This is a genomic window from Flavobacterium sp., assembly GCF_031537875.1.
In the GTDB taxonomy this organism is placed as follows: domain Bacteria; phylum Bacteroidota; class Bacteroidia; order Flavobacteriales; family Flavobacteriaceae; genus Flavobacterium.
On sequence record NZ_JAVKNB010000009.1, the window covers coordinates 106,751 to 121,118 of the forward strand.

A 14,368-nucleotide genomic window follows, 5' to 3' on the forward strand; every position below is an offset into this window, starting at 1 on the left:
GCTTTTTTACAATTAGCAACGAAAAACAATCAAATAAAGACTTGGGTTTTCTTATTCGCAAAGCAAAGCACTATCTTTGCGCCATGAATACAAAACACCATTCCAACAATATTCTTTTGAATTTAGGCATTGAAAGTCTAAATGAAATGCAAGAAGTAGCTCAAGATGCCATTCTAAACGATAACAATGTTTTATTGCTTTCGCCAACAGGTTCTGGAAAAACATTGGCTTTTTTATTGCCTATTTTTGAATTATTACAACCCGAAATACTTTCAGTTCAATGTTTAATTTTAGTTCCTTCTCGTGAGTTGGGATTGCAAATCGAACAGGTTTGGAAAAAAATGGGAACCGATTACAAAGTAAATACCTGTTACGGTGGTCACTCTATAGATACTGAAATCAAAAACTTAAGTAATCCACCGTCTGTTTTGATTGGAACTCCAGGTCGAATCGCGGATCATATTGATCGAGGCACTTTTCGAGTGGATAAAATCCAAACTTTGATTTTAGATGAATTCGATAAATCCTTACAATTAGGTTTTCACGAACAGATGTCGTTTATCATTGGCAAACTAACCAAACTGAACAAACGCGTTTTAGTGTCGGCGACTTCAGATATTGAGATTCCAAAATACACTCGTGTGGTTAATCCTACTGTTTTGGATTTTATTCCTGAGACACAAGAGGAGACGAATTTGAGCATGAAAATGGTGGTTTCTAAAGAGAAAGATAAAATTAACACCTTGTTTCAGTTGATTTGTTCGTTGAAATCGCAAGCGGCTATTATTTTTTGTAATCATCGTGATGCGGCAGAACGTATTAGCGACACTTTAAATACTAAAGGAATCTATGCCACTTATTATCACGGTGGAATGGATCAAGACGAACGTGAACGTGCTTTGATTCAATTTAGAAATGGAAGTGTGAGCTATTTAATTACGACTGATTTAGCGGCACGTGGATTGGATATTCCCGAAATGAAACACGTGATTCATTATCACTTGCCTTTAAAAGAAGACGAATTTACACATCGCAATGGGCGTACCGCTCGTATGCAAGCTTCGGGAATGGCCTATATAGTAGCGCACGAATCGGAGAAAAAACTTGATTATTTAGATTACGGTATGGATGTGTTGAAAGTAGATTCGGCAACAACTTTACCTAAACCTCCTGAATTTCAAACGATTTATATCAGTGGCGGAAAGAAAAACAAACTGAATAAGATTGATATTGTGGGTTTCTTTTCTCAAAAAGGGAAATTAGAAAAAGGCGATTTAGGATTGATTGAGGTCAAAGATTTCATTTCGTTTGCAGCAGTGAAATTCAATAAAGTAAAAGACTTACTTCATAATGTAAGAGACGAAAAAATGAAAGGGAAGAAGTTTAAAATTGAAGTGGCGCGAAAAGTGATTAAGAAAGAAGAATAATTCAATGTACGATTTACGATATTGGATATACGATGTAAGATATACGATTTACGATATTACGAAGTACGATTTATGAAGTAGTAAAAAAAACGTCTTGATTCCTCAAGACGTTTTTTTATTTTAGTTGTAACTGAAAATTATATTTTCTTCACGTATTGCGTGATGATTACAATTTGTTGCCCATCAACTTTTCCTTCAATGTATTCGGCATTTTCATGATCCAAACGGATGTTACGCACCGCAGTTCCTTGTTTAGCTACCATACTTGATCCTTTTACTTTCAAGTCTTTGATTAGCACTACAGAATCGCCGTGTTCCAAAATGACACCATTGCTATCGCGATGAATGATTTTGTTTTCGTCGTCTTCTCCTTCGCCAGTGGCTTGCGCCCAGGCTAAAGTATCTTCATCAAGGTACATCATATCTAATAATTCTTGTGGCCAACCCGCAGCACGCATTCGGCTTAACATTCTCCAAGCCACTACTTGAACCGCTGTTTGTTCGCTCCACATACTATCGTTCAAACAACGCCAGTGGTTCAAATCTACATTTTCCGGATTTTCAATTTGGTCAATACAAGTAGCACAAGCAAAAACGCTTTCGTCAATTCCCCCTTTTTGAGTAGGTAAAACGGTATATACTTTTAGGTTTTCAGTAGCGGCGCACAATTCACATTGACCTCCACTGCGTTTGTTTAATTCTCTATCTAAACTCATTGTTGATTTTTTTTGGCGAAAGTAAGGCTAAATAGCGCTTTTCGCAAATTTTGGTGCTATTACTTATTGACTCTTACGGCTTCAGGAACTAATAGTTCGTATTCGCCATGATTGCGAATCACATCGCGTACAATACTCGAACTGATGTACGAAGTTTTGGCAGCCGTTAATAAAAAGACCGTTTCAATCTTAGACAAACGTCTGTTGGTGTGCGCAATAGCTTTTTCAAATTCGAAATCGGCAGGGTTTCGCAAACCACGTAAAATGAAGTTAGCATTGATTTTATGACACAAATCAATAGTTAAACCTTCGTAGGTGATTACCGAAATTTTAGGTTCATTTTTGAAGGTTTCTTCGATGAATCGTTTTCGTTCTTCCAAAGAAAACATGTATTTTTTATCTGCGTTGATACCAATAGCAATCACAATTTCGTCAAACAAAGGCAAGGCTCTGTTGATGATGTCTTGATGACCTAAAGTAATTGGGTCAAAGGAACCTGGAAATATGGCTTTTCTCATGGTGTAAGGTTTAGGCTAAAGCCAATTCAATTGCATTAGAAAACAAATCTTCTAATGAAATTCCAGCTTCTTTCGCTTGTTGTGGAAGTAAACTTTCCGTGGTTAAACCGGGAATGGTATTCATTTCCAGCATGTGTGGCTCGCCATCCACAATGATGAATTCCGAACGAGAGAATCCTTTCATTTTTAATGCTTTGTAGGCACGTTTGGCAATTTCTCCCACTTTTTGAGTCATTTCGTCTGAAATTCTAGCCGGAGTAATTTCTTGCGATTTGCCTAAATACTTCGCTTCGTAGTCAAAGAAATCATTTTCAGACACAATTTCAGTGATTGGTAACACGGTAATTTTACCTTTGTAATTGATCACTCCCACCGAAACTTCGGTACCATCTAAGAAACTCTCGATGATGATTTCGTTATCTTCTTTGTAGGCTACTTCAATGGCAATTGGCAATTCGGCAGCGGTTTTTACTTTGGAAATTCCAAAACTAGAACCAGCTTTGTTAGGCTTTACAAAACAAGGCAAACCTACTTTGGCTACAATGGCTTCGGTATCGATTAGATCGCCTTTGTTCAAATAATACGAAGTCGCTGTTTTGATACCATAGGGTTTTAAAACCGAAAGTAAATCGCGTTTGTTGAAGGTCAAAGCGGCTTGGTAATAATCGCAAGCCGTTTGTGGTATGTTTAGTAATTCGAAATAGGCTTGCATTAATCCGTCTTCGCCGGGTGTACCGTGAATGGCATTGAAAACGCAATCAAAAGTGATTTTCTTTCCGTCAACGGTTACTGAAAAATCATTTTTATCGATAGGGAATTCGGCATCATTGGCATCTACATAGACCCATTTTTCTTTGAAAATATGGATTCTAAATCCGTTGAATTTAGTTTTGTCTAAGAATTGGTATACGACGTTTCCGCTAATTAGTGAAATTTTATATTCGCTAGAATAGCCGCCCATGATGATGGCAATGTTTTTCATTTAAAATGGTTTTAGTCTTTTTTAATTTCAATAGCTGTTGAACGTTTACTCTAGCCCCGATAAAAGCGACATCCTTTTTTTTTAAGGCTTCCAGCCTTTGAAAGGCTGGAAGCCTTAAAAAAAAAGATATAGCGGATAGCGGGAAATGGCTCCAACCAACTATTAAACAAAATTATCATTTTTTTTGAAACGAAATAGGTTTATCTTTGTGTCCTACTAAAAATAAATTTATGAGTTTACGTAAGTATCTAACTAGTCGGGTGTTTGTGGGTCAGATTTTGGCTGCTATTGCTATTATTGCGGTTTTAGGTTATTTGTTTATGCATTGGTTGACTTTTACTACCGATCACGGACATGAAATTGCAGTGCCGAATTTGAGTAAATTGACTGAAGAGCAAGTGGAAGACAAGTTGGACGAGTTGGATTTGGATTACGTACTCTTGGATAGTGTTGATTTTAGAGGGGATTATCCAAAATTTACAGTAGTAGAACAAGATCCGTTGCCGGGAACAAAAGTAAAAGTAGGCAGAAAAGTATACATCAAAATTAACGCATCGGGTTATTCTTCAGTGAAATTGCCTGATTTGATTGATAAAACCTACCGTGAGGCAGTACCAACTTTAAAAGCCATTGGTTTAGAAGAAGGAACGATTACGTATGAGCCTAACATGGGAAAAGATATGGTATTAGCCATGCGTTACAAAGGGCGTAATTTAAAACCAGGTGAACGTGTGTTGAAATCGTCTAAAATTGACTTAGTTTTAGGAGATGGAAAAATGAGTTACGAAGAGCAAACTCAAAAAGATAGTTCCGCTACGCCAACCATAGACGCACCTGTAAATGAGCAATAATACTGAATCCTTCGACTTAGAAGACGAATTATTTGAGCATTTTAAGTTTGAAGTCCCAAAAGGGCAAGCGTTCCTGCGTATTGATAAATACCTGATGGGATTGATTCCCAATGCAACCCGCAATAAAATTCAGAATGCGGCGAATAGCGGCAACATTTTTGTCAATGACGAAATTGTAAAATCCAACTACAAAGTGAAGCCGTTTGACGTGATTAAGGTGATGTTGTCGCATCCACCTTTTGAAAATCATGTATTGCCTGAGAATATTCCGTTGAATATTGTGTATGAAGATGAGGCGTTGTTGTTGGTCAACAAAGAGCCTGGGTTAGTCGTGCATCCTGGTCATGGGAATTACACCGGAACTTTAGTGAATGCTTTGGCGTTTCATTTTGAGAATTTACCCATGAACAGCAGCGAACGCCCAGGATTGGTGCATCGTATAGATAAAGATACTTCGGGCTTATTGGTTATTGCCAAAACCGAAGCAGCTATGACGCATTTAGCCAAACAGTTTGAAGCCAAAACGACCGAAAGAGAATACATGGCTTTGGTTTGGGGAAATGTCGCCAATGATGCCGGAACTATTGAGGGTAATTTAGCACGACACCTGAAAGACCGCATGCAAATGGCGGTTTTTGATGACCCAGAAATTGGGAAACCTGCGATTACGCATTACAAAGTTTTGGAACGTTTTGGGTATGTGACCTTAATTTCGTGCCAACTGGAAACAGGACGTACGCACCAGATTAGAGCCCACATGAAACACATTGGACACCCACTGTTTAATGACGAACGCTACGGCGGTCATTTGATTTTGAAAGGCACTACGTTTACCAAATACAAACAATTTATAGACAACTGTTTCAAGGCGTTGCCAAGACAAGCGTTACACGCCAAAACCTTGGGCTTTATTCACCCTAATACTGGCGAAATGATGCGTTTTGATACCGAATTGCCAGACGACTTCAAGGATTGTTTGGAACGATGGAGAAATTACTCTAAATCGCATACTGCGGAAGAAGAATAGAAAAAGCCCCGATTTGGGGCTTTTTGTTTATTAATACGTGAATTGACTTCGTCGAATTGAATTTCGCGCGCGGATAAAAATTATTGGTAACGTATCGCGACTTCATGAAGTGGCGATGAACCAAGATCAAGCCATCAAAAATATAAATAAAACTTTAAATTAAAAACCTTTACTTTCCAAATAAATCCCGAGCCTCGCCATTTCTTGAAACCGCTGTTACAAGCAGTTATTATATTTCATATTCAAATATACAATTCAATTCTATTTCTGGTGTTGAATCTTTTCCTTTTCTTGGATCAGTTGAAAATATCTTAGCTTTAAATTCATATTTTCCTTTATCACTTTCTTCTTGAATTATTTTAAAAGATTTTGGAATTGCCCAAAATTTTAAAAATTTATATTTTATGAAGTCTTTTTTTGATTGATTTTTACTTTGAAGATACATTGTAAAAACTCCGTTTTTGGAATCAAAAATTATATTAGAATTAACTTCATTTGCAAATTCAATTTTTTCTCCATCAATTATTAATTCGGCTTTTTTGATTTTGCTATCAATATCTTCAATTTCTGCGTAAAATTCTGTTCTTCCAGTTTCAGATTTGCATGTCAAATGAGTAGTTCTAACTCCAACAGTCTTAAATGAAGTTAAACCAATTAGTATAGCTAAACAGATTAATATTTTTTTCATTTCGATTGTGTCTTTTTTTTAGATTTTAGCGATAATTGCTTGTGACTTCTTTATATGCTCAGTTTTTTGCTCTTTTAATGAGAGAAGCTAACTGTTTTTTGGATGGATATACTCAATTATAGTTGTATTATTTTAAATCAAAACTACCAAAGTTGATTGTTGCCAAACAGTTGTAGGTGTTTGCATTTGAATTCCATAAAATCTGTAAATGAAACCAATTTCAGCCGATTGTAGTTACAGGGGTTTTTCAAATGTAGCAATTTTTTTAATGTAACAAATACTCAATTTGAAAATTGTTTAATTTGAAAATTTGAAAATTTGAAAATGAATCAATGTAGCAATTGGTACAAGGATTCAATCCTTTTAATCTTTGGAATCCGTGGCAAAAAAAAAATTACAACTTAATATTCAATTCTAATTTTCCGCCCAAACCTGATTCTACAATTTTTTGTAGTGTAGAGAAACGAACTTCTTTGATGTTGTTTTCAATTTTAGAGATATAGGATTTGGTTGTACCGCATTTCTCGGCTAATTGTTCTTGGGTGAGGCCTTTTTCTATTCGGGCTTCGTGAATTAAAGCCCCTAATTTGAATTCTTGATAACCTTCTTCTAAAGCAATACGTTTTTCGGTTCCTACGTTTCCGTAGAACTCGTGTTTGAATTCTGAAAGTGTTTGTAGCTTATTCTTTTTCATTGTCATATTCGGCTTTAATTTTTAATGCTTTTTCAATTTCTTTTTTAGGAGTTTTTTGTGTTTTCTTTTGAAAACCATTGGCTATAACAATTAGCTTTCCTTTATCAAAAAAGCAAAAAAGTCTAAAAATATCATTTCCTTGTTGTATTCTAATTTCATAAAGCCCATCAGTATTTTCAAGATGTTTTAAATACGTTTCAGGCACTTTATCCAATTCTTGAATAAGTTCTAAAGTCCAAATAATTTTCTTTTGAACTTTCTCTCGTTGTAAACTAAAAAAAGTTCTAAAGTAGTCTTTGTAAAATACTACAGTTCGGATTTTAGGATGTTTATTCATTGCAAATATACAACAAGTTGCTCTTTAGTGAAACTTATTAGTCAAATTAATTCTGTATTGATCTAATTTTATAAATAAAAATAAAAAGGCAATCTGTAAGGGAGATTCGATTTGGGGTCAAATGGTAGTTACAGGGGCTTTTCAAATGTAAGAATTTATTTTAATTAAAAAAATACTCAATTTGAAAATTGTTTAATTTGAAAATTTGAAAATGAATCAATGTGGCAATTGGCACAAGGATCAAATCCGTAGTATCTGTGCAATCCGTGGCTAAAATTTATTATACCTGCAAAAGTGCAGTAGGATAGCTAAGAACAATAAGCAAATTAATCTACTAACATTTCTTTAAGAACTTCTTTAGTAGATTGAATTTCTGATTTATTCAATTTACCCAAGACTTTTAGTATTCTTTTTTTATCCACGGTTCTAATTTGGTCAAGTGCAATCATTCCTTTTTTACTATTATGATTCACTGCTACTCGGGTTGGGTATTCTTTCAAACTAGAGGTCATTGGAGCAATGATAATGGTATTTAAGTGTTTGTTCATCTCATTGGGTGAAACAACCACACAAGGTCTGGTTTTTTGAATTTCACTGCCCAATGTTGGGTCTAGATTTACGAGAACTATTGCATATTGTACTATTTCCATTCTTCAAAATCTTCGTCGTCAAAAACATCAGTAAGCAATAAGGTATCATCTCCTTCTTGATGCATTTTCTCAAATGAAACGTCCCAGTTTTTTCTTGGAGTTTCAATAGGTTTAAGAACGATTTGCCCCATTTCAAGTATAATTTCTACTTTGTCTTTGATGTTGTATTTTTCCAAAATAGTTTTGCTTAATCGCAACCCTTTGGAGTTTCCAATTTTGATTATTGCCGTTTCCATAATTTTGAATACTTAAAAAGTTATTACAAAGTAACTACATTTTAATTGAAATTTGAAGTTTTTTACCAATTTTTTTAATGTAACAAATACTCAATTTGAAAATGTACCGATTCGTTAATTGAACAATTAAACAATTGGCACACTGATTTTAAACGGATGTTACTGATTCTAGCGGATCCAATACGAAGTATCTGTGCAATCCGTGGCAAAAAAACTATTTCTCCTTTTCTAAATTACCCGCCACACGATAGCGTAGTATTTTTTGGAGTAATTCTTCTGGAAGTGGTTTGTCTGTAGTGAATTGTATGGTACCTGCAGAGGTTTTAAAACCAGTTAATTCGTCTTTGAAAACGTCGATGGTTTTAGAATCCCAAGGAAAAAAGCTGCAATGGTTTTTAAAGGCAGCAAAACCACCAATCATACCATGAAAATGGTAAGCAGGCATTTTATAACTCAAGTATTCTTGTGCTTCGGGAACGGTAGTTTTGATGATTTGGCGCACACGCTCTAAAGCGATTTGTTGTTCCATTGGTAAGTTTGCAATGTATTGGTTGACTCCTTCGATGTCGTTGGGTTTTGTTTTTGCCATAACAGAATTATTGAATATCAAAAATAATAAAAGTTTTGAGTTGGACTAAAACAAAGTTTGATTTTCGGTATTTCAATTTGTACTTTTGAATCCAATTCAATCAGCACAGTAAACCTCATTTATCATGAAAATAGTGATTTCCCCAGCTAAGTCGTTGAACTTTGACAAAGAATTGCCAACGGCTCAATTCACTCAGCCTGCTTTATTAAAAGAGTCCAAAAAAGTGCAAGTGGTTTTAAAACAGCAATCACCTGCTGAATTATCGCAATTAATGTCGATTTCGGATAAATTGGCCGACTTGAATTGGCAACGCAATAAAGCATGGAAAACGCCTTTTAATAGCTCTAATGCGCGCCCTGCGGTGTATGCTTTTGATGGTGATGTGTACACGGGTTTAGATGCCTATTCAATTCCGATGGAAAAGTTGGATGTATTGCAAGAGCGTTTGCGCATTTTATCAGGTTTGTATGGTGTTTTAAAACCTTTGGATTTGATGCAAGCCTACCGATTGGAAATGGGAACTAAATTGCCTATTGGCGAAAGCAAAAACCTCTATGATTTTTGGAAAACTACAGTAACCAATTCTTTAAACAAAGAACTAAAAAAAGGGGAGTTGTTTGTGAACTTGGCAAGCAATGAATATTTTTCGGCTGTCGATACTAAAGCGCTAAAAGTGCCTGTCATAACGCCCGACTTTAAAGACTACAAAGACGGCAAATTGAAGATGATAAGTTTCTTTGCTAAAAAGGCTAGGGGTATGATGGTGCGTTACATTATTGATACCAATGCTGAAACTATCGACGACCTAAAAGGTTTCAATTATGAAGGCTATCAGTTTGACGCTAATTTATCGAAAGGAAATAATCTGGTATTTACGAGATAAGTTCTAAGATTTATGAAGCAGAGTGACGACTTTTGATTTACTATCTAAAATCAAAAGTCGTCACTCTGAAATCAAAAATTTTAATGCATCGCTTCGGCAGGATCGATTTTATTTTTCCCTTTTTTGATTAATAAAATAATCGGGATGCAGCAAAGGAACAGGATTCCGAGATACATAAAAACATCCATATACGCCATAACGGTACTTTGTTTCATAACTGAATAGTCGAGTATTTGATAGGCTTTTTTCAAGGCTTCATTGCTACTATATCCTTTCGACATAAATCCTCTTTGAAGCATAGCAATACGTTGTTGCACATTAGTTTTTGTTGGGTCGATATTCGCCAATAAACTCACTCGGTGTTCTTGACTGAATCGGGTGATGTAAGTCGTAATAATCGCAATACCAAAAGATCCTCCCAACTGGCGCATCATCCCTGTAAATGCCGCTCCTTCGCCAATGCTTCTTCCTTTCAAAGTAGAAAGCGATAGGGTAGTAATGGGTACAAATAGTAATCCTAAACCAATTCCTCTCAAGATTAAAGGCCAGAACAAATGTTCTACTCCCGTATCAGGCGTCATGCGACTATACATCATGAAGGTGAAGAAAAAGAATATTAAGAAACCAACGCCTACCATATAGCCTTGTGGCACTCCTTTTTGAATCATTTTACCAATCATAGGCATCATAATTGCAGTGGTAATTGATCCAGGAATCAGAAGTAAACCGGCATCGGTAGCTGTCCAACCTAAAATGGCTTGGGTGTAAATAGGAATAATTAGGGTCGAACCGTACAAACCAAATCCGAGGATGAAACACATCACAACTCCTATTCGGAGATTTCCATCTTTCAAAACACTTAAGTTGACAATGGGGTGTTCGTAAGTGAGTTCTCGCCACACAAAGGATAACAATCCCACAACGGATACAATACTCAAAACTAAAATAGTAGTATCGTTAAACCAGTCGTCTTGTTGGCCGTGTTCCAAAACGTATTGTAGCGAACCAATGAAACTCATAAGGAATAAAATTCCCCACCAGTCCACTTGATGTGCTTTTAATTTTTCACCGTATTTTGGACTTCTCACGAAAGTGAAGGCTAAAATAGCAGCCACAATTCCAATGGGAATATTGATGTAAAAAATATAAGGCCAAGAAAAATTATCAACGATATAACCTCCTAATGGTGGTCCCAAGGTAGGGCCAACAATAACTCCCATTCCGTAGATGGCTTGTGCCATACCGCGTTTAGCAGCAGGATAACTTTCGGTAATAATCGTTTGAGCAGTTACCAATAGCGCACCACCTCCTAAACCTTGAATGAATCGGTAAATGATCAATTCCCATATATTACTTGCGTTCCCACATAAAAAAGAAGCAGTAGTAAAAATGACAATGGATACCACAAAATAATTTCGTCTTCCGAATTGTTGCGAAAGCCAACTCGTCATCGGAATCACAATTACATTCGCAATGGCATAAGCAGTAATTACCCAGGCTACATCATTTAAGGTAGCACCAAGACTTCCTCTCATGTTGGTCAGCGCCACATTGACAATAGTGGTATCTACAATTTCAAGCAAAGCACAAAGTACCGCTGTAATTGTGATAATTACTCGTCTATAACCGTATTCTACTAAATCGTCAGCTTGCACCATTTTATTTTAAATGTACGTCAACATCCGCATTCATTCCCGGACGTAATAATTTTATTTTTTTAGAATCATTAGTTTCGTCTAAACTAATTTTCACAGGCAAACGTTGGATGGTTTTTACAAAGTTTCCAGTCGCATTATCTGGAGGAAGCAATGAAAAACGCGCTCCTGTTGCAGGAGAAAAAGAAGTAATCGTTCCTTGAAATTCATAGTCAGGATATGCATCTACTTTGATAGTTACTTTTTGTCCTTCGACCATTTTGTTCAATTGTGTTTCTTTGAAATTAGCAATTACCCAGGCCGAAGCGTTATTGATAATTTGGAACAACGATTGTCCTGCTTGTACCAATTGCCCTGGTTGAATATCAACTTTAGAAACTTGTCCGTCAATAGCTGCAGTGATTACAGTATACGACAAATTTAATTTAGCTGCTTCAAGTTGTGCTTGCGCTCTTTTGATGTTAGCCGCAGCAACTTCAGTTTGTTTGTTAGATACTTTTGATTTGGCCTCAATCACTGATTTTTGGAAACTACTTGCTTTTTGTTGCTGTTGCAAGATACGTACTTGCGTTTCTGCTTCTTGTTTAGCAGCCAAAGCTTGTTCGTATTGTTGTTTAGTAATCGAATGATTTTTGTACAAATTGTTGTATCTATTGTAATCACTAGTTAGACGACCTAAACGAATTTTTGCCGCTTCGATATTGCCACTTGCTGATTGTACGTTAGCATCAGAAACTGCAATACTTGCTACTGCACCACTAATATCGGCTTTGGATACTTCAAAACTACCTTCGGCAGCTACTAAAGCAGCATTAGCTTCTTCAATTTTGATTTTAAAATCTCGTTGATCAATAGTAAATAGCGTATCTCCTTTTTTTACAAAGTCGTTGTCTTTTACATATACTTTATCCACATATCCAGAAACTCTTGGGATAATTGGATTCATTTTTTTCTCAATTTGCGCATCATCTGTTAGCTCGTGAGATTGTGCATGCATGTATTTGTATGTTCCGTAAGAACCACCTACAATGATTAATGCTAAAAATATAGTGATGAACTTTTTATTGGTATTTTTCTTTTCCATGTCAGGTGTCGATTATAGTTTTGAAATAGTGAAAGTATTGGTTAATTGGCCAGTTACGTTAAGTAAGGCATAGTATTTTTGGATGATATTGGCTTTAGCTAATGTTTTATTGATATTGGCGCTTAGTTGTTCCACATCGGCCTCTAATAAATCATTGGTATCGGCTAAGCCATTATCGTATTTATCTTTGATGATTCGGTAGTTTTCTGAAGATTGTGCCACAGCTTGTCCATACACTTCGTTTTGTTGGATCGCTAAGTGGTATTCTTCGATTGCTTTTTGAACTTCAATTTTGATGTAATCCGTTAGCATGGCTTCTGAGTTTTGAATTTCAGTGGCTTTACTTTCGGCCAATTTCACAGCAGTACCATTTTTAAAAATAGAACTCAAATCATAGGATACTCCCAAACCATAATTCATTGCATTTTGAACGGTCACTACATTTTTTAAATCCAATGCAATATATCCACCGATGAGGTTGATAGAAGGATAGTAGGCTGCTTTTGCCATTTTAATATTCGATTTGCTTGCTTTTCCTTGCAATTGAATGGCTTGTAAATCCTTTCTGTTTTCCAAAGCAGGTTGCTCATTGGTTGGAATATTATCCATTTTAAAATTAGCAAAATCACTTTCACGAATTTCTAGTTGGGTTCCCACAGGGAGTTTCAATAAAGTAATTAATTGAAAGTTGATGATGTTTTCATTATTGGTAGCTTCATCAATAGACAATTTGATTTTAGATACTTGCAATTGTGCTTTCAATAAATCATTTCGAGCTATGATTTCATTTTTTTCTAGTTCACCAAAATCATACGCGCGTTGTTCTGCTCGTTTTTGATTTTCTTTCAAAAGTGCAACCGTTTTTTGTGCTTTGTATAAACTAGCATAATAATTAATCACTTTCATAGCTACTTCTTCTTTGGTATGAGAGGCGGTAGCAGTTTCGGCTTCATACAGGTTTTCATGCATTTGAATATTATTTTGCATTTTAAAACCTGCAAAAACAGGAAGTGTTGCATTAGCTTGACCAATCATTAATTGATCTACTACTGGAAGAGCAGCAGCAGAAGAATTATTTTGATTTGATTTTAAATTGATAGAAGCATTAGCCAATCGTTGGTACTGCCCCGAAATTTTAAAATCAGGATATTGATTGTTCTTTACGGATTGTAACTCGTATTTTTTAGAGCTTACTTTGGCATTCGCCAATCCCACTTCATTGCTTTTGTCCCAAGCTAAATGAACGGCTTCGTCGAGTGTTAAACTTCTTTTTTCTTGTGCGTCTATTGCAGTTATCCCTAATACGGATAGTCCAAAGAGCAGGAATCGATTAATTTTCATATATGAGTAACGCTTTTATGGTTTGTTGAATGTGTTGTGTTAAATGTGTTTTAATGTAATTTTCATAGGCCTCCTCTGTGTTCAATTGTACTATTTCTTTAAAAAATGATTTATTCATTTGAAAATGAAAAAAAGTACCCAGAATGGTAGGAGTGAGCAAGGGAACAATTACGTCTTTTCTAAATATTCCTTTTTGCTGTCCTTCTTGAACAATAGTTTCCAGGGTTTTTAAATTTTCTTTTTTAAGTTCTGAAAAAGCGGCTAAACTTTTTTCTCTTTTTTCAGAAGAGAATTCAAAATGTAAAATGCGGTAAATCCCTTTGTTGTTATTAATTCTATTGATGTACAATTCAATTAACTTGTTGATTTTTTCAATTGGTTCCAATTCTTCGTGAATTAACTGGTCCAATTGCGATTTTAAATCCGAGGTGCTGTAAAGCAACAGCGATTCTAAAAGTCGTTCTTTGGAACCAAAATAGTACGAAATCATGGCAATGTTGATTTTGGCTACCTTCGAAATATCACGGATAGAGGTGCCATCAAAACCTTTTTCTGCAAATAAGGTTTCGGCAACTTTTAAAATCTGAATTTGTTTGTCGTTGAAATTGCTTTTCAAAGCCACTATTTTTTTACCGAAACAAAATTAAACAACTGTTTAATTAAACAACTGTTTAATTTGTATTTAACATC

At 35.6% G+C, this 14,368-nt stretch carries 17 protein-coding genes; 4 read left to right on the forward strand and 13 right to left on the reverse strand.

What is annotated here, in order from left to right:
• Positions 1–83: 83 nt before the first annotated feature.
• Positions 84–1,427 carry a DEAD/DEAH box helicase gene (locus RMR09_RS04305; RefSeq protein ID WP_310594577.1) on the forward strand — a complete coding sequence of 448 codons (1,344 nt, stop codon included), beginning with the start codon at positions 84–86 and terminating at the stop codon, positions 1,425–1,427.
• 137 nt (positions 1,428–1,564) lie between these two features.
• On the opposite strand, the gene RMR09_RS04310 is transcribed toward RMR09_RS04305, so the two are convergent.
• Genes RMR09_RS04310 through RMR09_RS04320 form a run of 3 tightly spaced genes read right to left on the reverse strand, consistent with a single transcriptional unit; the run spans position 1,565 to position 3,643 of the window.
• Entirely contained in the window at positions 1,565–2,143 is a 579-nt protein-coding gene (locus RMR09_RS04310) for a PhnA domain-containing protein (RefSeq protein WP_310594578.1), read from the reverse strand.
• Between the two features lie 59 nt (positions 2,144–2,202).
• Positions 2,203–2,661 (reverse strand): pantetheine-phosphate adenylyltransferase, encoded by a 459-nt coding sequence (gene coaD / locus RMR09_RS04315; RefSeq protein WP_310594579.1) that lies wholly within the window; start codon positions 2,659–2,661, stop codon positions 2,203–2,205.
• A gap of 10 nt (positions 2,662–2,671) precedes the next feature.
• A complete protein-coding gene (locus RMR09_RS04320) occupies positions 2,672–3,643 on the reverse strand; it encodes a D-alanine--D-alanine ligase (RefSeq protein ID WP_310594580.1) in 972 nt (323 codons plus the stop codon).
• A gap of 230 nt (positions 3,644–3,873) precedes the next feature.
• Between RMR09_RS04320 and RMR09_RS04325 the strand changes: the two genes are divergently transcribed.
• Entirely contained in the window at positions 3,874–4,494 is a 621-nt protein-coding gene (locus RMR09_RS04325) for a PASTA domain-containing protein (RefSeq protein ID WP_310594581.1), read from the forward strand.
• Positions 4,484–5,521 carry an RluA family pseudouridine synthase gene (locus RMR09_RS04330; protein ID WP_310594582.1) on the forward strand — a complete coding sequence of 346 codons (1,038 nt, stop codon included), beginning with the start codon at positions 4,484–4,486 and terminating at the stop codon, positions 5,519–5,521. The genes RMR09_RS04325 and RMR09_RS04330 overlap by 11 nt, the downstream gene beginning before the upstream one ends.
• Positions 5,522–5,750: 229 nt before the next feature.
• On the opposite strand, the gene RMR09_RS04335 is transcribed toward RMR09_RS04330, so the two are convergent.
• The 6 genes from RMR09_RS04335 to RMR09_RS04360 form a co-directional block, all read right to left on the reverse strand.
• Entirely contained in the window at positions 5,751–6,209 is a 459-nt protein-coding gene (locus tag RMR09_RS04335) for a hypothetical protein (RefSeq protein ID WP_310594583.1), read from the reverse strand.
• Between the two features lie 394 nt (positions 6,210–6,603).
• Positions 6,604–6,903: a helix-turn-helix transcriptional regulator gene (locus RMR09_RS04340; RefSeq protein WP_310594584.1), complete on the reverse strand. Its 300-nt coding sequence runs from the start codon at positions 6,901–6,903 to the stop codon at positions 6,604–6,606.
• Positions 6,890–7,240 carry a type II toxin-antitoxin system RelE/ParE family toxin gene (locus RMR09_RS04345; protein ID WP_310594585.1) on the reverse strand — a complete coding sequence of 117 codons (351 nt, stop codon included), beginning with the start codon at positions 7,238–7,240 and terminating at the stop codon, positions 6,890–6,892. Before RMR09_RS04345 ends, RMR09_RS04340 begins: the two co-directional genes overlap by 14 nt.
• Positions 7,241–7,566: 326 nt before the next feature.
• The gene (locus tag RMR09_RS04350) at positions 7,567–7,890 is read right to left on the reverse strand and encodes a type II toxin-antitoxin system PemK/MazF family toxin (protein ID WP_310594586.1); all 324 of its coding nucleotides are present in this window, start codon (positions 7,888–7,890) and stop codon (positions 7,567–7,569) included.
• Complete coding sequence (locus RMR09_RS04355) at positions 7,881–8,126, reverse strand: AbrB/MazE/SpoVT family DNA-binding domain-containing protein (RefSeq protein ID WP_310594587.1); 246 nt, start codon at positions 8,124–8,126, stop codon at positions 7,881–7,883. Before RMR09_RS04355 ends, RMR09_RS04350 begins: the two co-directional genes overlap by 10 nt.
• A 214-nt stretch (positions 8,127–8,340) precedes the next feature.
• Positions 8,341–8,715: a DUF1801 domain-containing protein gene (locus RMR09_RS04360; RefSeq protein WP_310594588.1), complete on the reverse strand. Its 375-nt coding sequence runs from the start codon at positions 8,713–8,715 to the stop codon at positions 8,341–8,343.
• 124 nt (positions 8,716–8,839) lie between these two features.
• Here RMR09_RS04360 and yaaA point away from each other — a divergent pair, with 124 nt between their 5' ends.
• Positions 8,840–9,598: a peroxide stress protein YaaA gene (gene yaaA, locus RMR09_RS04365; RefSeq protein WP_310594589.1), complete on the forward strand. Its 759-nt coding sequence runs from the start codon at positions 8,840–8,842 to the stop codon at positions 9,596–9,598.
• Positions 9,599–9,678: 80 nt separating this feature from the next.
• On the opposite strand, the gene RMR09_RS04370 is transcribed toward yaaA, so the two are convergent.
• Genes RMR09_RS04370 through RMR09_RS04385 form a run of 4 tightly spaced genes read right to left on the reverse strand, consistent with a single transcriptional unit; the run spans position 9,679 to position 14,294 of the window.
• A complete protein-coding gene (locus RMR09_RS04370) occupies positions 9,679–11,256 on the reverse strand; it encodes a DHA2 family efflux MFS transporter permease subunit (protein WP_310594590.1) in 1,578 nt (525 codons plus the stop codon).
• Between the two features lies 1 nt (position 11,257).
• Positions 11,258–12,337, reverse strand: coding sequence for an HlyD family secretion protein (locus RMR09_RS04375; RefSeq protein ID WP_310594591.1), 1,080 nt, complete (start codon positions 12,335–12,337; stop codon positions 11,258–11,260).
• 12 nt (positions 12,338–12,349) lie between these two features.
• Positions 12,350–13,678, reverse strand: coding sequence for a TolC family protein (locus RMR09_RS04380; protein ID WP_310594592.1), 1,329 nt, complete (start codon positions 13,676–13,678; stop codon positions 12,350–12,352).
• Complete coding sequence (locus tag RMR09_RS04385; RefSeq protein WP_409070956.1) at positions 13,668–14,294, reverse strand: TetR/AcrR family transcriptional regulator; 627 nt, start codon at positions 14,292–14,294, stop codon at positions 13,668–13,670. The genes RMR09_RS04380 and RMR09_RS04385 overlap by 11 nt, the downstream gene beginning before the upstream one ends.
• Between the last annotated feature and the right edge of the window lie 74 nt (positions 14,295–14,368).